At 66.3% G+C, this 17639-nt stretch carries 7 protein-coding genes and 2 pseudogenes; 4 read left to right on the forward strand and 5 right to left on the reverse strand.

Annotation, left to right across the window (positions count from 1 at the left end; translation table 11 throughout):
- Positions 1 to 118 (forward strand): annotated as a pseudogene (locus DQ384_RS31095) (IS5/IS1182 family transposase); the annotation flags it as partial.
- Between the two features lie 663 nt (positions 119 to 781).
- On the opposite strand, the gene DQ384_RS41680 reads toward DQ384_RS31095, so the two are convergent.
- A complete protein-coding gene (locus DQ384_RS41680; protein WP_181871527.1) occupies positions 782 to 949 on the reverse strand; it encodes a hypothetical protein in 168 nt (55 codons plus the stop codon).
- Positions 950 to 1842: 893 nt separating this feature from the next.
- Positions 1843 to 3174, reverse strand: coding sequence for an RHS repeat-associated core domain-containing protein (locus tag DQ384_RS31105; RefSeq protein ID WP_245966919.1), 1332 nt, complete (start codon positions 3172 to 3174; stop codon positions 1843 to 1845).
- Between the two features lie 325 nt (positions 3175 to 3499).
- Here DQ384_RS31105 and DQ384_RS40580 point away from each other — a divergent pair, with 325 nt between their 5' ends.
- Positions 3500 to 4108: a hypothetical protein gene (locus DQ384_RS40580; RefSeq protein ID WP_147268959.1), complete on the forward strand. Its 609-nt coding sequence runs from the start codon at positions 3500 to 3502 to the stop codon at positions 4106 to 4108.
- A gap of 198 nt (positions 4109 to 4306) precedes the next feature.
- On the opposite strand, the gene DQ384_RS43805 is transcribed toward DQ384_RS40580, so the two are convergent.
- A complete protein-coding gene (locus tag DQ384_RS43805) occupies positions 4307 to 4768 on the reverse strand; it encodes an RHS repeat domain-containing protein (protein ID WP_181871528.1) in 462 nt (153 codons plus the stop codon).
- 109 nt (positions 4769 to 4877) lie between these two features.
- On the opposite strand from DQ384_RS43805, the pseudogene DQ384_RS31125 reads away from it, so the two are divergent.
- Positions 4878 to 4973, forward strand: a pseudogene (locus tag DQ384_RS31125) (IS5/IS1182 family transposase); the annotation flags it as partial.
- Between the two features lie 491 nt (positions 4974 to 5464).
- On the opposite strand, the gene DQ384_RS43810 reads toward DQ384_RS31125, so the two are convergent.
- Complete coding sequence (locus tag DQ384_RS43810) at positions 5465 to 12718, reverse strand: DUF4082 domain-containing protein (RefSeq protein WP_181871529.1); 7254 nt, start codon at positions 12716 to 12718, stop codon at positions 5465 to 5467.
- A gap of 208 nt (positions 12719 to 12926) precedes the next feature.
- On the opposite strand from DQ384_RS43810, the gene DQ384_RS31135 reads away from it, so the two are divergent.
- Positions 12927 to 13715 carry an AfsR/SARP family transcriptional regulator gene (locus tag DQ384_RS31135; protein ID WP_114032456.1) on the forward strand — a complete coding sequence of 263 codons (789 nt, stop codon included), beginning with the start codon at positions 12927 to 12929 and terminating at the stop codon, positions 13713 to 13715.
- Between the two features lie 24 nt (positions 13716 to 13739).
- On the opposite strand, the gene hrpA is transcribed toward DQ384_RS31135, so the two are convergent.
- Positions 13740 to 17621 carry an ATP-dependent RNA helicase HrpA gene (gene hrpA / locus DQ384_RS31140; RefSeq protein WP_114032457.1) on the reverse strand — a complete coding sequence of 1294 codons (3882 nt, stop codon included), beginning with the start codon at positions 17619 to 17621 and terminating at the stop codon, positions 13740 to 13742.
- Positions 17622 to 17639 lie beyond the last annotated feature (18 nt).

Genomic DNA, 17639 nt, shown 5'->3' on the forward strand with positions numbered 1-17639 from the left:
ACGCGCGAACGCCCAGTTGAAGGCCTGGCGCATCCTGCGAAAGCTCCGCTGCTGCCCACTTCGCGCAGGTCAGATCGTCAAAGCAATCCTCGTCCTACAACTCCGGGAAGCCCGCTGAAATAGGCTCACCAGACCATCACCCGCGTGGCGATGGGCAAGCCACTACGCCTGCCCTCCCCGATCGACTTCGACCTCGACACAGGGAACTTTGTCCACTGAGCCGAGCTGCATGATCATAAAAGCTGGGCCAAGGGAAGCGCTGCGGGACGCGCCTTACCGCGTGCGGCGAGCGTCGCCCTTAAAAGGGCGCGCTGAAGCCAGCATATAGGAGCAGGTCTGCCGGTCCAGCTCGTCCCCGTCGACCTGGGCCGGGACGCGACCTGGACCGGCCGTCTCTCTCCAGTTCTTCTTCGCCGACTGCTCACTGATATCGCTCGAACCAAGCGCTTATGCAGAGGACTACTGCCGTGAGCACAGCAAGACCGAGGCTGATCCCAGCGCACAGCAGCCAGGGGATCGGCCTCTCCCCATTCTTCCAGGCCGTAAGAGAGAAAATCACGAACATCGAGAACCCTCCTGCGGCACCGAAGCATACGCCGTAACGCAGAGGATGTCCTATGGCGAATTCATGCCTCGCACGCTCTATTCGTTCAACGGACTTCAGGACACGTTCCACCCTCGCCCCCCACCCGCGGTCGTCACTGGAGTGTCCGGGCGTGATGCCCCCACGGACCCGACGTCGCGGCGCCCATAGCCGCACTTGTAGCGAACGGCCCGAGGACTACCAACCCCAGATCGCCCAAGTGATGACGAGAATGCCTACGACGGTCGCACCGGCGTCACCGAGCCATTCGGTCGAGCCCTCTGCTCCGTAGATGTTACCGTCCACGTCGATCACGGCGACATGCTCACCCGGCGGCGTGCCGCCGGCCAAATCGCCGGTCTCCACGTGAGCGAGCTGAAGCCGCCGGTCATCCGAGACGAATGAGCCGCCCCAGTTACACAACGTTTGTTGCAATCTCGGGTCTGGGCCGTCAGCATGCCCCGAGTCCCCTCGCCCATCAACGCCCGCAAAAGACGACCCAAGCGCCAAGAAACCGCTGACGGTGACGACGAGACGACCAGCGCCATAGTGGCCGCACATCCGAGGCCAAACTGTTCCTTCGCTTCACCGGCAGTAAGCGAAGGAACTTCATCAGACATTCTTTCGCGCCTTGCGCTCTTTTTGTTTGGCAACGAAACGCACAGAGCCCTTGGACACAGGTTCATCTCCCTTATAGGTGATCCCAAAGTCCACCGACCCACGTACGCGGCCTCCTCTAACGAATACGCCCTGGGGAGGCAACCACCTCCCCAGGGCATACGCCCAAGCTACTCGGCGTGTGTTGGTCCCCACTTATAAGCCGGAACAGGCTTTTGAATAAGCCCTCCGGAGGAGAACACCGTTTCTTCCGCACATCGCCGTCACCACTTCCCCCTGGCAGAACCGGCTACTCGATCCGTTCACCTCGACCCCGGCCAGCGCGCTTGATGAACCTCATCCACACCCAACTCAGGGCGAGAGGCACCCACAAAACGCCATAGATGACGTACTCGCCCACTCCCACCGGATAGTCGAGCACCTGACTTAGAACTAGTCTGACAGCGAAGCACACGACCCCGAGAAGGCAGAGCCCTCCTAAGCTGAAATCACGCCGCGCCAATTCCTTCCAGCCCATCAAAACCTCCACAAGATGGCGGATCACATTAATGCCGCGTTCGGCCGTCGTTGGGACGACGGCCGAACGCGGCATCGGGCGGACCTCACGTCGAGCGCTTCTCAGTCGCTTCTCAGAGGACGATCTACCGCCTCGCCCTGGCGCTATTGTACAGCAGGGTGATTTGGCCGATGAGGTAGCTTATCAGCGCCGTGAGCCGCCCAGCCTTCGAGCCAATTATCCATCCGATCGCCTTACCGACCGCATTACTCACTCTACTTAGCCCCGATGCGATTTTCTGGAAGAAGGCGACTCCGGCCTTCGATTTCCAGAAGCGGGCCGCGAGTGGTCCGCCAAAGGCTCCTATGACCGCTCCCGCAATCGCCTTGTTCCTGAAGGTGGTCCTGCTGAACCCCCCTGTCCACAAGGTCTCGATCCAGTACCCGACGCCTGCTCCGAGCGCTCCGAAGACCGCGCCGCACGCCATCGCCCCGAGACCGCCGGTGATGACGCCGCACACCCCAGCACCAAGGACGCCGATGGCCCACGCGGCCCCCTGAGCGGCCAGTTCGCACCACAGGCCGCACTGGGCCTCGCCATTGAGGTCTGAACAGTTGACCGGGTCGGCGCTGCAGTAGTCGTACGCGTTGGCGCTGCCTCCGATGACCGGGTCGACTTGAAGGAAACGGCCGGTGATGGGGTTGTAGAGGCGGACGCCCATGAGGGCGAAGCCGGCCAGGGTGTCGAAGGAACGTTGGGCAGTGCCGAGCCAGGAGTAGCGGGTGGGATTGGTGGTGTCGGGGCGGGCTGAGCCGTACTCGGTCTGTTCGAAATAGGCCTGGATGCCGGTCGCGCCGGTGCCGGAGTCGCAGGTGGCTACGACGTCACCATGCAGGTTCGCCAGTTGCAGACTGGTGGTGCCGTCGCTCTTTCGCACAGCGCCTAGGCCAGAAAGGCCGGTGACGTTGCGGGTCCAGGTGCCGTTGGCCTCAGTGATCCAGGATGGGCTGTCGCTCCCGCTGGCATAGTGGTTGGTGACCGTGCCGGGGCGCGGACCGCCGGTGGTGGTCATCGACCGGATCCGGCCGGCCGGGTCAAGGCTGAATGTAGAGGACTGGCCGCCTTGGGTCAGCGAGGCGACCATGTCATTGGCGAAGTACCCGACCGTCACGTTGCTGCTTCCGGAGACGTGCGCTGCGGGCGCCTGGGTCGTACGGCCGAACGCGTCGTAGGTGTAGCCGCTGGTGGTAATGCGGTCGGCCTGGTCGTATCCGTAGGTCTGGCTGACTGGGGTGGTGCTCGTCGAGCACAGCCCGTCGGCGTCGGCTGGGTACGCGGTCAGGCTGGTGCGGTTGGTATCGACATCGAATCCGTACATCCGGGTGGTGCACTGGGTGCCCCAGGTGTCGGCGACCTTTGTCAGCCGTCCGGCCGCATCGTAGGTGTACTCCTGCATGCTGCCTTGGGCGCTGACCATCTGCACGATCCGGCCGTCGGCGTCGGGAACGGCCGAGAAGTTCAGCCATTTGGCGCCGGCCTTGGCGTAGGTCAGCGCGATGTTCCTGCCGCTGTTGTCTGTCGGCGATCACGAAATTCCCCTGGTGTGAGGGGTTGCGCGTCACGTAATTCCCCTGGCGCGTCACGGTTTTCCCCTGGGGGAGGAGCGTGACGCGGGTGAGCTGTCACGTTATTCCCCTGGGGGATCAAGTGCGTGTCGGCGTGGACCTGGCCATCACCACAAGATGATCATTTCTCCTCGTCAGCGGTGGCGAGGAGCGGGGATGGCAAGGAGAACCTTCGACGTGATCGACATCACCGAGATCTTGGTTCACTGGTATGCGGGCCGCTCCCAGTACGAGATCGCCCAGAGCCTGGCGGTGGACCGCAAGACGATCCGCAAGTACCTGGCCCCGGCGATCGCCGAGGGGCTGACCCCGGGCGGACCGCCGATCGGCGAGGCGGAGTGGGCGGCCAAGGTGCGCCGCTGGTTCCCGCAGATGAGCAGCCTGCGGCTGCGGCAGGTGACGTGGAAGTACATCGAGCCGCACCACGAGTTCATCACGCAGCAACTGCAGGCCGGGGTCACAGTGTCCACCATTCATCAGCGGCTGCGCGATGAACACGATCTGGCGGTGTCGCCGGCGGTCGTTGCGCCGGTATGTGCGGGCGAACATCGCGGCCGAGATCGGCGCCGAGCGGGTGCGGGTGCTCAACCCGCGGGTGCACGTGCCCGGGGAGCAGGCGCAGATCGACTGGGGCCGGCTGGGGCCGTGGACCGATCCGGTGACCGGCAGGCGGCACACGGTGCAGGCGTTTGTGATGGTGCTGTGCTGCTCGCGGCACATGTTCGTGCGGCCGGTGATCTCGATGTCGCAGACCGAGTGGACCCGCTGCCATGTGGAGGCGTTTGAGTTCTTCGGCGGGGTGCCGGCCCGGCGCCCCGATCGACTGGTATCCGCTGTTCCCCAACCCGGTCGTCGCCGAATCGCTGCTGGACCGGCTGATCAACACAAGCCATCAAGTATTCATGAACGGACCCAGCTACCGCCCGAACAAACGACCCGGGCGTGTCGCCTCGACAGACAAACCCGACCCACACTAGAAATAGATCACGGCCAGGACCTGGGGGAATAACGTGCACCCCACCCCAGGGGAATTACGTGACGGTCGACATCGGCGGTGTAGGCGCCGGTGAATGTGCCGGCTCCACCAGTGTTGACCGAGGTCACCAGGCCCCTGCGCTCGGCCTTCCCGGTGGCGTCGGTTCCGTCGTAGGTGTAGGTGTAGGTGCCCTTGCCGTCGTTGACGGTAAGGACCCGGCCGGCCGCGTCGTAACCGGTTGTGGAGACGTTGCCGTCGGCGTCAGTGGTGGAGGTGACCCGGCCCAACGTGTCATAGGCGGTGCTGACACTGGCACCGCCGGCGGTGACCGCGGTCTGCAATCCCGTGGCCGGGTTGTAGGTGTAGGTGACGTCCGGCACCGCGGTGCCACCGGCCGAGGCGGGAGTCACGCTCAGCGATTTGGTGGTGACACGACCCGCCCCGTCATAGGTGGAGGTGCTGGTCCGCACGACGCTGCCTGTGTCTTCGGTGACTGTGGTGGCGCCGCCGAAGTACCCGTACCTGGTAGTGGTGACCGGCAGCGACTGGCCGGTCGGCTGTGCCGCCGGTGCGGTACGGCACTGGCGGATCCTGCGGAAACTACGCTGCTGCCCCCTTCGCGCAGGTCAGCTCGTCAAAGCGATCCTTGTCCTTCAGCTACGCGAAGCAGGATGAAAAACGCTCAGTATGAGAATGTCTTTTATGCGAGTTAGCGAGAACCGTGACGCGGGCGATGATCTCCGCGCACCCGCAGCCTTCGCCGTTCAGCCAGTGCTGTAAAGGATAAGACGAGCCCGCAAGAAAGGCCTGTTCCGAGCCCGATGAGAGCTGTCAGCAGCCAGGGAATCGGACGTTCGCCATTGTGCCATGAAGTTGCAGAAAAGAGAATGAACAATGCGAACCCTCCGGCGAGCCCCCACCCCATTCCCCACACGAAGGGCCTTTCGGCCGCCGCTCGCTGCCGACGTGTTGGCGGATGGTCGCCACCCAATGACTTGTCTATACGACGGATGAATCCGTCCTGGCCCTGACCATCTTCCGCCAAGATTAACTCCTAACGATTTGTGCCTTCGCAGCCAAAGGCGGAAAGCGTGTATTCGGTACACACTTTCCGCCTTCGGTGCGCGCTTGTGCGAGTTAGATCACCGGACTCCGCCTGTTAGCGGTCACCAGGGTCTATGTGTCCCATTATAGAGCCTCTGACCTAAATTGTAAATGAAGTCGTCTATGTACATCCAGGCCTTGCGGGGGATGTATTTGGCGAGATATTTATAGATAAATGTTCTGATCTTCAAGTTGAAGAACTTGACGACCTTGACGACCACGGTACTTGAAACCGCCCCAAGGAGAAACCCCTTGAAGAAGCTGGACAGTAGCCCTCCAGTCTTGATTCCTCCTTGAGACCCATCCGAGCGCATATAGATGTACTTTCCGACCTCTACAATCCCCGCCATGGCACCGTTGCAGAGTATGAAGGCCAAACCAGACACAGCGCAAGCGACGCCTAGGGCCTTACCTGCCAGCCATGCTACGCCCTCGCAAATCCATCCGCAGGAGCGCTTTCCATCCAGATCTCGGCAGTTGATGGGGTCAGCGCCGCAGTATTCGTAGGCGTTGGCGTTGCCTCCGATGACCGGGTCGACTTGAAGGAAACGGCCGGTGATGGGGTTGTAGAGGCGGACGCCCATGAGGGCGAAGCCGGCCAGGGTGTCGAAGGAACGTTGGGCAGTGCCGAGCCAGGAGTAGCGGGTGGGATTGGTGGTGTCGGGGCGGGCTGAGCCGTACTCGGTCTGTTCGAAATAGGCCTGGATGCCGGTCGCGCCGGTGCCGGAGTCGCAGGTGGCCACGACGTCACCGTGCAGGTTCGCCAGTTGCAGAGTGGTGATGCCGCCGCTCGTCTGGATCGCACCTAGGCCACTCAGGCCGGTAACGTTGCGGGTCCAGGTGCCGTTGGCCTCAGTGATCCAAGCGGGGCTGTCGCTCCCGCCGGCATAGTGGTTGGTGACCGTGCCGGGGCGCGGACCGCCGGTGGTGGTCATCGACCGGATCCGGCCGGCCGGGTCAAGGTTGAACGTGGAGGACTGACTGCCTTGGGTCAGTGAGGCGACCATGTCGCTGGCGAAGTACCCGACCGTCACGTTGCCGCTTCCGGAGACGTGCGCCGCGGGGACCTGGGTCGTGCGGCCGAACGCATCGTAGGTGTAGCCGCTGGTGGTGATGCGGTCGGCCCTGTCGTAGCCGTAAGTTTGGCTGACCGGGGTGGTGCTCGTCGAGCACAGCCCGTCGGCGTCGGCTGGGTAGGCGGTGAGGCTGGTGCGGTTGGTGTCGGAGTCGAAACCGTAGATCCGGGTGGTGCACTGGGTGCCCCAGGTGTCGGCGACCTTGGTCAGCCGTCCGGCTCCATCATAGGTGTACTCCTGCATGCTGCCTTGGGCGCTGACCATCTGCACGATCCGGCCGTCGGCGTCGGGAACGGCCGAGAAGTTCAGCCATTTGGCGCCGGCCTTGGCGTAGGTCAGCGCGATGTTCCTGCCGCTGTTGTCGTAACTGCTGGAGGCTGTGAGCCCGCCGGGCAGGTTCTGCTGCGCCAAGGCGCCGTCGGCGGTGTAGGCGCCGGTGAATGTGCCGGCTCCACCAGTGTTGACCGAGGTCACCAGGCCCCTGCGCTCGGCCTTCCCGGTGGCGTCGGTTCCGTCGTAGGTGTAGGTGTAGGTGCCCTTGCCGTCGTTGACGGTAAGCACCCGGCCGGCCGCGTCGTAACCGGTTGTGGAGACGTTGCCGTCGGCGTCAGTGGTGGAGGTGACCCGGCCCAACGTGTCATAGGCGGTGCTGACACTGGCACCGCCGGCGGTGACCGCGGTCTGCAATCCCGTGGCCGGGTTGTAGGTGTAGGTGACGTCCGGCACCGCGGTGCCACCGGCCGAGGCGGGAGTCACGCTCAGCGATGTATTGGTGACACGACCCGCCCCGTCGTAGGTGGAGGTGCTGGTCCGCACGACGCTGCCTGTGTCCTCGGTGACTGTGGTGGCACCGCCGAAGTACCCGTACCTGGTAGTGGTGACCGGCAGCGACTGGCCGGTCGGCTGTGCCGCCGGTGCGGTACGGCACACCAGTCCGGCCCATTCGGGCTTGTTCCCGCACGCGGCCACACTGTTGGCGCTGGAGGTGTAGTAGGTGGTGATCGTGGTCCCGGCATCGGAACCGGCCGAAGACGGCATCCAGCGCTCGATCTGGCGTCCGGCATCGTCATAGCGAACCCGCTGGACGATGTCGGTGCCACCAGGTACGAGCGTGGTCTGGCTGGTGGGCTGGGCAAGATCCCAGCCGGACGGATCCCCGGAGACGATCGGGGCGTACCCGGTCTTGAGCGTCCGGGTGTCGGCGGCGGTCAAGCCTGCCGTGGCGTCCACCACCCGCGGCGAGGTCTTGGTCGTCGTGACCAGGCCTAACGCCAGGTTGTTCGAGGGCAAGCCCTCGTCGTAGGTGTAGGCAGTGTGCTGGCGGGCCGACACCACCGTCCCCGACGCCAGCGCGACACGGTGGGTGGGGCCGTCGGTGGTGACCACATTGCCGTAGTCATCATAGGCGGTGACGGTTGCGAGGAGATCGGCCCGCTCGGCCGATGTGGTACGGCCCGCGGCATAGGAATCAGTGTCGGCTGTGGGGGCGAGTGCCTGGGCCCGGTTGCCCGGGCCGATCTCCCAGACGATGTTGCCATAGTCGTCGTAGCGAGACGCGGAGACCTGCCAGGCGCCCGCACCATAGACAGCGGCGTTGACGGCGCGGCCGTTGACGTCCATGTAGGTGAGCTGGCTGTACTCGAAATCAGGCGCAGTGGGCTGGTAAGAGCCGTCCCCGGCGCGATCGGGGACCTTTGAAGCGGGGAAGACGGCCGCGCCGACGCGGGGCAGGTCGGTGGCCTGTGCCCATTTGGTGGTCTGGGTGCTGGTCAGGTCGATTGGGGCGCCGGTGCCGCCGATGGGGAGGTTGTAGGCGATGGCTTGGGTGAGTTCCCCTTGAGGGCTGGTCCGGGTGACGTGTGCGATCCGGCCGGTGGTGTCGTACTCCATCCGCCATGGGGCCAGACCGGGCGGGGTCACCTGGCTCAGTCGGCCCTCGCCGGTGTAGTAGTACGTCGTCGTCAGCGCGACACGTGGGTCGGTCACCGTGCGCAGGTGCCCGGTGGAGTCGTACCCGTAGGTGGCGACAATCGTGGATTTCATCGCCGAGGTTGCGGGGTCGTAGGCCGTGTATGAGATCGACTTGACCAGCCCGGCATAGTCACCCCAGCCGGAGGCGATGCCCGTTGCCGTGGTGGCGGAGGCGTAGGTGATGTCGAGTGTCTTGCAGCCGGCGACCAGGCTTGCGGAGCAGTCCACTCCTGCGGGAACCGGGGCGAGCATGCGGGTCACTCGTCCTTGCCCGTCGAGCTTGTAGGTGGTGGTGTTCTCCTGGCCGGGTTCGTCGACACTGCTGACGACCCATCGGGTCAAGTCAGTAGCGAAGTTGACGTCGACCCAGTAGTTGCCGCCACCGAAGGAACCGGTGGGGAATTGGGAGGCGGTGCCGTAGGAGAAGACGCCGTTGCCGCCGTACACGGCGCTGGTGGCCGGCGCGTGTAGCGGCGGGCTGTCCTTCGCCGACGCGAAATAGTTACCGTCGAAGGAGTAGTGCCCGGTGGGAGCGAAGTAGGAAGCGATGTACGTTGTGGCCGGTGTTACCCGGATCGGTGCGGGGAAGGTGAGCGTCTGCCAGCCTGATTCCGTCTCCTCCGTGAACGTGCCGGTGGCGATCTTCTGACCTGACGCGGTCCACAGGTTGCCGATGTGGGTTCCGGTGTTGCCCGGCCCCTTGTAGAAGCGTACGCCGGTGATGAATCCGGGCTGGTCGGCGGTGAACTTCACGCCTAACTCGACCGGGTCGGGGTCGGTGGAGGCCACGGTTCCCGGGGTGGCGGCCACGCCGAACAGGCTGGTGGTGCTCACGGTCGACAGGGCGGGATCGGGTGCGCCCTGGTTGGGCACGAACTCCACATCCACCCAGTAGTTGCCGCCGCGGAAACTCCCGGACGGGAACGTGGAGGCCGTCCCGTAGCCGTAGACGCCGTTGCCGCCGTACACCTCTGTGGTGGCGGGGGCGTGCAGCGGCGGGCTGTCGGTGGCCGTGGCGAAGAAGTTGTCGTCGAAGGAGTAGTGCCCGGCCGGGGCGAAGTAGGACGCCACATAGGTCGTGCCAGGACTAACTTGAACCGGTGCGGTGAAGGTGAGTGTCTGCCATCCCGATGCGGTTTCGCCGGTGAACGTCCCGGTGGCGAGGTTCTGCCCGGAGGTGGTCCACAAGTTCCCGATGTGCGTCCCGGTGTTGCCCGGCCCCTTGTAGAAACGCACCCCTGTGATGAGTCCTGGCTGGTCGGCGGTGAACTTCACCCCGATCTCCAGCGGGTCGGGCTCGTTGACCGACGCGACCGCCGGAGCCGCCGTGGCGGCGAAAAGGTGTGCGGGGGCGGTCGGGGCCACCGCGGCTGCCTTGAAGACGGTTTTGACCCCGGTGGCGTCGGTGTGGGTGAACTGGGTAGGTGAGTCCTTGACCACCGTGGATCCGTCGGTGGCGTCGGAGACGCCCTGGTAGGTGCCGTCGGCCTGCTTGGTGTAGGTGAGCTGAGATCCGTCAGGACCCGTGAAGAGCACGTACCCCTTGTCGGTGTGGTCTTCGAACTGGCTGCCGGCGACGGTCGAGCTGCCGGTGGGGAAGGAGGCGGTCCAGCCGGGCCCGAACACCCCGCCTGCGCCGGTGACAGTGGCGGGGGCCAGGGTGGTGTGGCCCCTGGATACCGACAGTTCGAACGCACTGACATCTGTCGCGCCGACTGAGTAGTCACCGGTGAGCAGGGCGGCGGTCCCGGGTCCGAGAGGCGTGGTCGCGTAGGAGGCGCCGAAGGCGGTCCGTTCCAGGGTGAAGCCGACCGCATCGGAGCAGTTGTCGGCAGTGCCGCTGGTGAAGCAGGCCCGCAGCGCGACGGGGCCGTCGCCACGGCCGGCAGTCCGCATGGTGTGAGCGACGTCCCAGTACAGCTCCGCGAACGGCTGGCTAGTGTCAGTCCGAGTCACGGGCCAGCCGGTGATCGGGGTGGGCGAGCCCGGTACGGTCACATCAGTGGCGGGAACAGCGGACCAGGTGGCGTCGGTCTTGACGTCCGCCTTGTATTCGTAGCGCACCCCGGTGCGGTCGGGGGCCGCCTTGGCTGCCAGGGCGATCGCGGCCTGGGTGCGGTCCTCGTCTAGCGGCTTGGTGACCTGACCGACTCCCGCGCCGAAGCTGTAGGCGGTAACCGTCGAGGTGCGCAGCGCCATGTCGCGGGTCTTGACGTACAGGGTGTGCCAGCCCTGTGTGGGGTCGATGCTGATGGTCAGCGGGTCGCCGCCGCCGTCATTGTCCGCGGCCAGGTTCGGCGCGGACGGGTCGTCCAGGCCCCAGTAGTAGCCCGAGCCGTCGGCGGAGGTGGTGTCCAGGGTGGCGGTCACCGGCTGGGTCTGCTTGGCCGACCAGACGTTCGCCGGATAGGACGGCAAGCTCACGGTCGGGGCGGTCGGGTCGGTCACATCGACGGTGAAGCTCTTCAGCGCCGACCAGGAACGGGAGTAGTCGGTGCCGTCGAACCCGCGCGCTCGCCACTGGTAGTGCTTGCCGTCGGCGAGCTTGCCCGCCGGGACCTGGATCTTGCCGAGCTCTCCCTGCTGGAGGCCGGTCACCGCGCCTGACCAGACCGTGCCGGTGCCTTCGGCGGGGTAGGCGGGATCGCGCAGGATCTCGAAGTCGATCCGCTCGGTGTCCCATTCGCCGTCGCCGACCAGGCCGGCCAGGGTCGGGGTCAGCGAGGTGACGTAGGTGCCGCCGTTGGTACCGCCCGCGCTGGGTGTGATGGACAGGGCTGAGGGCACGGTCGGGTAGGAGTTCCACTCGACGGTGATCTTCGGCCCGGCCATGCCGGCGGTGTTCTCCGAGGAGCGAAACATCCGCCAGTTGGTGGCATCGGACTCGTTCACCGCCCTGATCTGCAGACCGTAGTTCGCTGTGCCGTCCGACCACGCCTGCACGATGTCCTCGATCGAGAACAGCATCGTACTCTCGGCGCAGTCCGGATCGCCGTAGGCGTTGGTGTTGGTGACCGCGCCGGTCGTCGTCGTGGACGGTTGCGCCGCCAGGGTCAGCGTCGAGGACTGCCACGCCGAGGTGACCCGGCGCACCTGCACACCCGAACCCACGCTGCTGCCGCAGGCGTTGGACTTGTAGTTCGACAGGGTCAGATCCGCATTCAGGATGTGCTTGCGGGTCAGCCCGTTCAGCCCGAACTGCAGGTAGGTGCGCGCGGTCTTGGCGCCGGAGCCGAACTTGCCCGCGTGCAACCAGGTACCGCCGGTCTGCGAACTGGGGTAGTCAGTGGAGACGAAGGTGTCGGTCTGCAGGGTCAGGTTCATCCACGGGTCCACCGTGACCGGGAACTGCACGGCCGGGTCGGACAGGAACGCGGCATCCGGCTTGAGGACGAACGCAGGTCCGTCCGGGCCGTTGACGATCTCGGAGGCCACTTCGGCGCGCTTGCCCTGGTCGGGGGACTCCTCGGCGGCGGCGTCCCACATCTGCGGCGCGGGAGCGGCGGCGATCACCTTGCCGGAGGAATCGTCGGCAAGCTGCAGACCATGGTCGGCACGCTGGCCGAACTTCATCCCGGACAGCTCGATCGGCAGCTTGATCTCCACCGGGCCGGTGGGCCGCTCACGGAAGACCACGAAATGCACGAAACCACGGGCCTGTGCCTGGACGACCAAATCAGCGCCTGGCGCGACATCACGCCACGTCATGGTGCTGCCGGAAACCTCCGGCCTGCCCAACTGGCCGGCCCACTTCAAGCCGAAGCGGCGAACCTTACCTTTACGCTTGCCGTTCACCTTCACCGTGGTGTCATCAGCGATCGAGGCGAAGGCACCAGAACCGTCCGCGCTGAAATCGATGTCGGCGACGGCTGCCTTGGGAACCAGGCGGTTACCGTCCTGAACTAGCGTGGTGTCGACCGGAGCCCAGCCATCCCCGCGTTTCACGCGGATAGGCCCGGAGTTGATCTCCGTTGTCACGGTCCCATCGGGATTGATCCAGGACGTGGACTCCTCGGTGCGCTCGGAGGTGACCTCCACGCGGGAGTTCTGCAGACGAGCGGCCAACCCGGCCGACGTCATGTCGGGGCGCTCGGTGACATGCTCTTGTGTAGAGGTCGCCTTGGCCGCAGCCACCGCAGCGGCGCGAGCCTTGTCTGCAGCCAACGCTTCGGGAGCGCCTGCGATCGTGGTGACCGCCACCGCCATGACCGTGCCGACTGCGATTGTCCGGGTTCGCCATGGCCTGATATTGAGCCGCGAGAAGAGCATCTGCACTCCGTGCGTAGCTGGGCAAGGGCATACGAACAGCACGGTAATGATCACAGGCACATCGAAGGCACATTGAAGGCACATCAGCGACGCCCCTTCGGGGCCGCACTGCCGGAATCATCCCTATTTACTGGGATTCACAGCATCCCTTAAGGTTTACGCGAGAGATCAACGAACCTTGACGTGGACCCTTTCCCTCAGGAGAGCCATGCAGTTTGAGGTGCTTGGACCGATCCTGGTGCGAGACGACGAGGCCGAGATACTGCAGATCGCACAAGGGCTGCCTCAGGTTCTGCTCGCGCTGCTGTTGCTCAAGGCCAACCTGCCGATCCCCGCCGATCGTCTGATCGACTGGCTCTGGCACGGCAAACCCCCGAAGTCCGCAAGGAGCAATCTCAAGACCTACGTGGCGCTGCTCCGAGCCGCGCTGACGCCGGGCAGCCTCCCTGTCCGCACCGCCGGAAACGGCTATCTTCTCGTCATGGAGCCGGACAGTCTGGATGCCACGATCTTCGGCCGTCTAGCCGCAGGTGGGAGGCAAGCCGTCCGTGATCACGATCTGGTCGGCGCGAGCCGGCTGTTCGAGCGGGCGCTGAGCATGTGGCAGGGGGAGGCACTCCATGGACTCGACCTCAGAGGAGAACTGGCGAACTGGGCTCATCGCCTCGAGGACGAGCGCCTGAGCGTGTCGGAGGATCTCGTTGACGTCAAGCTGGCGCTCGGCCGCCATAACGACACCATCGGTGATCTGCTGTCCCACACCGCCAGGCATCCCCTACGAGAGCGCGGCCATGCCCAGCTGATGTTGGCGCTTTACCGTTCCGGACGCCAATCTGAGGCCCTGGACACCTATCACCGGCTGAGCCACACTCTCGTCGGCCAGACCGGGGTCAAACCCGGACTCCACGTGCGGGAACTTCACGCCAAGATCCTCAACGCGCATCCCTCCCTCGCCCATGGGCCCCTCGAAACCTCGATGTCAGGCTTCCATACGTGACCGCAGGGGCGCGGCCGGGCGCGGTCAGGGGGTGAGGCGTTCCATGGCCTTGCGGATGCGTTTGTCGCTCACGGGGTACGGGGTGCCGAGGGTCTGGGCGAAGTAGCTGACGCGTAGTTCCTCCAGCATCCAGCGGATCTCCAGCACCGCGTCCTCGGAGTGGCGGGGCTCGGGGAGGGTGGCGAGGAGGTTCTCGTACTCCAGGCGGATCTCGTCGAGCTTGAGCATGCGCTCGTGGTCGCGGTAGGGGTCGTCGGGGAGCTTCTCCAGGCGGCGCTCGACGGCTCGCAGGTAGCGCTGGAGGTCGGGCAGGCGGCGGTACCCGGTCTCGGTGACGAAGCCGGGGAAGACGAGCGTGGACAGATGTTCGTCGATCTCTTCCAGCGCGTCGGCGGGGCTCTTCATCGTGGCCAGGGTCGCGCGTACGCCCTGCCAGACCACCAGGATCCGCTCGACGCGGGACACGGCCTCGGCGCTCGTGTCGTACAGCTCCGCCCGTACGTGGTCGTGCACGCGGCGGAAGTCGGCGGGCGTCCAGGCGGGGCCGCCCGCGTCGGCGATGAGCTTGTCCGCCGCGGCCGTCACGCAGTCCTCGAAGAGGTCGGCGGCGTCGCGGTGGGGGCTGTGACTGAGGGCGAGCTTCTGCTGGGTGGTGAGCCCGCGCAGGATCGCCTTGGCGGGCGAGGTCACGTTGAGCAGGACGAGCCGGCGCATGCCCTTCCACATGGCGGCGCGCTGCTCGGACTCGGTCTCGAAGACGCGGATCGCGACCGAGGCCCCCTCGTCCACCAGCGCGGGGTACGCCTTGACGCGGCCTTGCTCGAACAGCTTGGGCAGGTCGCCGAAATTCCACGCGCGCAGGCCCGAGCGTTCCAGCTCCTCGCCGGCGCGCGAGAGCGTGGCGCGCACCTTGGGGGCGAGGCGGCGTTTCAGCGCCTCCAGGTCCTTGTCCTCGCCGACCGTGCGCCTGCGCTCGTCCACGACGCGGTAGGTGACGCGCAGGTGGTCGGGCAGGCGCGCCGGGTCGAAGGACTCGGGCGGGACGCGGACGCCGGTGAGCCGGGACAGCTCGCGGGACACGGCCTCGGCGACCGGCTCCTTGCCGGGCGTGACGTGCTCCAGGACGGACCGGGCGTAGTTGGGGGCCGGGACGAAGTTGCGGCGCAGCGGCTTGGGCAGCGAGCGGATCATCTCGGTGACGAGCTCCTCGCGCAGGCCGGGGACCTGCCAGTCGAAGCCGTCGCCCTCGAACTGGTTGAGCACCTGCAGCGGGATGTGGACGGTCACGCCGTCGGCGTCCGCGCCCGGCTCGAACTGGTAGGTGAGGCGCATGCGCTGGCCGAGGTGCCGCCAGGCGTCCGGGTACGCCTGTTGCAGGTCGCCGGCGTCGGTGCCCGCGTTGATGAGCATGTCGGCGGTGAACGTGAGCAGCGCGGGGTCGTCCTGCCGCTTGCGCTTCCACCAGGTGTCGAAGTGGGCGCCGGAGACGACGTCGTCGGGGACGCGCTTGTCGTAGAAGTCGAACAGCGTCTCGTCGTCGACCAGGATGTCGCGCCGGCGGGCGCGGGTCTCCAGCTCCTCCACCTCGGACAGCAGCCGCCGGTTCTCCTTCAGGAAGCGGTGGTTGGTCTCCCAGTCGCCCTCCACCAGGGCGTGGCGGATGAACAGGTCGCGGGACAGCTCCGGGTCGATGCGCCCGTAGGTGACCTTGCGGTCCACGACGATCGGCACCCCGTACAGCGTGACCTTCTCGTACGCCATGACGGCGCCCTGGTTCTTCTCCCAGTGCGGCTCGCTGTAGGTGCGCTTGACGAGGTGCCCCGCGAGCGGTTCGATCCACTGCGGCTCGATCTTGGCGACGACGCGCGCCCACAGGCGTGAGGTCTCGACGAGCTCGCCGGCCATGACCCAGCGGGGCTGCTTCCTGAACAGCCCGGAGCCGGGGAAGATGGCGAACCGGGCGTTGCGGGCCCCGATGTACTCCCGCATGGCGCGGCGGCGCGAGCCCTCCTCGTTCTTCTCGACGTCCATCACGCCGATGTGCGACAGCATGCCCGCGAGCAGCGAGACGTGGATCGGATACGCCTCGGCGCGCGTGGAGTTGAGCGTGATGCCCATGCCCGTGGCGACCTGCCGGAGCTGACTGTAGATGTCCTGCCACTCGCGGACGCGCAGGTAGTTGAGGTAGTCGGCCTTGCACATGCGCCGGAACTGGCCGGAGGACAGCTCCTTCTGCTGCTCGCGCAGGTAGTCCCACATCTTCAGGTAGGTGAGGAAGTCGGATTCCTTGTCGGCGAAGCGCGCGTGCTTCTGGTCGGCCTGGGCCTGCTTGTCGGCGGGCCGCTCGCGCGGGTCCTGGATGGACATCGCGGCGGCGATGACCATCACCTCGTCGGCGCAGCCGTTGGCGTCGGCGGCCAGCACCATGCGGGCCAGCCGCGGGTCGACGGGGAGCTGGGCGAGCTTGCCGCCGATGGGCGTGAGCCGCCGGTCGTCGTCGAAGGCGCCGAGCTCGTGCAGCAGGTTGACGCCGTCCTTCACCTGCCGCTGGTCGGGCGGCTCGACGAACGGGAAGGCCGAGATGTCGCCGAGGCCGAGCGTGGTCATCTGGAGGATGACCGAGGCGAGGTTGGTGCGCAGGATCTCGGGGTCGGTGAACTCCGGCCGCCCGGCGAAGTCCTCCTCGGCGTAGAGGCGGATGCACACGCCGTCGGATGTGCGGCCGCAGCGGCCCTTGCGCTGGTTGGCCGACGCCTGCGACACGGGCTCGATGGGCAGGCGCTGGACCTTGAGCCGGTGGCTGTAGCGGGAGATGCGGGCGAAGCCGGGGTCGATGACGTACTTGATGCCCGGGACGGTCAGCGAGGTCTCGGCGACGTTGGTGGACAGGACGATCCTGCGGCCGCGGTGGGCCTGGAAGACGCGGTGCTGCTCGCCCGCCGACAGCCGCGCGTACAGCGGCAGGACCTCCTCCTGGCGGCCCTTCAGGGCCTCGGCGGTGTCGCGGATCTCGCGCTCGCCGCTGAGGAAGACCAGGATGTCTCCGGGCCCCTCGGCGCACAGCTCGTCCACGGCGTCGACGATCGCCTGGGCCTGGTCCTCCTGCTCGTCGGTGATCGGCCGGTAGCGGACCTCGACGGGGTACGTGCGGCCGGAGACCTCGACGATCGGGGCGTCGCCGAAGTGGCGGGAGAAGCGCTCGGGGTCGATGGTGGCCGAGGTGATGATCACCTTGAGGTCGGGACGCCGGGGCAGGAGCTGCTTGAGGTAGCCGAGGATGAAGTCGATGTTGAGGCTGCGCTCGTGGGCCTCGTCGATGATCAGGGTGTCGTAGCGGGACAGCAGGCGGTCGCGCTGCATCTCGGCCAGCAGGATGCCGTCGGTCATCAGCTTGACGAGCGTGTCGTCGCCGGAGTGGTCGGTGAAGCGCACCTTGTAGCCGACGGCGCCGCCGAGCGGGATGCCGAGCTCCTCGGCGATGCGCTCGGCAACCGTGCGGGCGGCGATCCTGCGCGGCTGGGTGTGGCCGATCTGGCCCTTGACGCCCCGGCCCAGCTCCAGGCAGATCTTGGGGATCTGCGTGGTCTTGCCCGACCCGGTCTCGCCGGCGACGATGACCACCTGGTGGTCGCGCACCGCTTCGAGGATGTCGTTCCTGCGGGCGCTGACCGGCAGGTTCTCGGGATAGGTGAGGCGGGGAACGAGGGCCCGCCGCGCCTCCACCCGGGCCTCGGCGGCCTCGATCTGGCCGGCCACCTGGTCGGCGATGGCCCGTAGCGCCTTGTGGTCGCGCACCTTGCGCGCGCCGTCGATGCGGCGGCGCAGCCTGATCTCATCGCGCAGCATCAGCGCGGGCAGGCGGTCGCGCAGGCCGGTCAGGGGCGATGTCACCGAAGAAGATCCCATGGTCGCTTTCCCGGCCGT

This window comes from Sphaerisporangium album (genome assembly GCF_003323745.1).
GTDB classification, from domain to species: domain Bacteria; phylum Actinomycetota; class Actinomycetes; order Streptosporangiales; family Streptosporangiaceae; genus Sphaerisporangium; species Sphaerisporangium album.

Bases quoted from the DNA above. Each gene is read 5' to 3' on its own strand.
- DQ384_RS31105 (WP_245966919.1), bottom strand. From the start codon at position 3,174: ATGGTCAGCGCCCAAGGCAGCATGCAGGAGTACACCTACGATGCGGCC.
- DQ384_RS43810 (WP_181871529.1), bottom strand. From the start codon at position 12,718: ATGCTCTTCTCGCGGCTCAATATCAGGCCATGGCGAACCCGGACAATC.
- DQ384_RS31135 (WP_114032456.1), top strand. From the start codon at position 12,927: ATGCAGTTTGAGGTGCTTGGACCGATCCTGGTGCGAGACGACGAGGCC.
- hrpA (WP_114032457.1), bottom strand. From the start codon at position 17,621: ATGGGATCTTCTTCGGTGACATCGCCCCTGACCGGCCTGCGCGACCGC.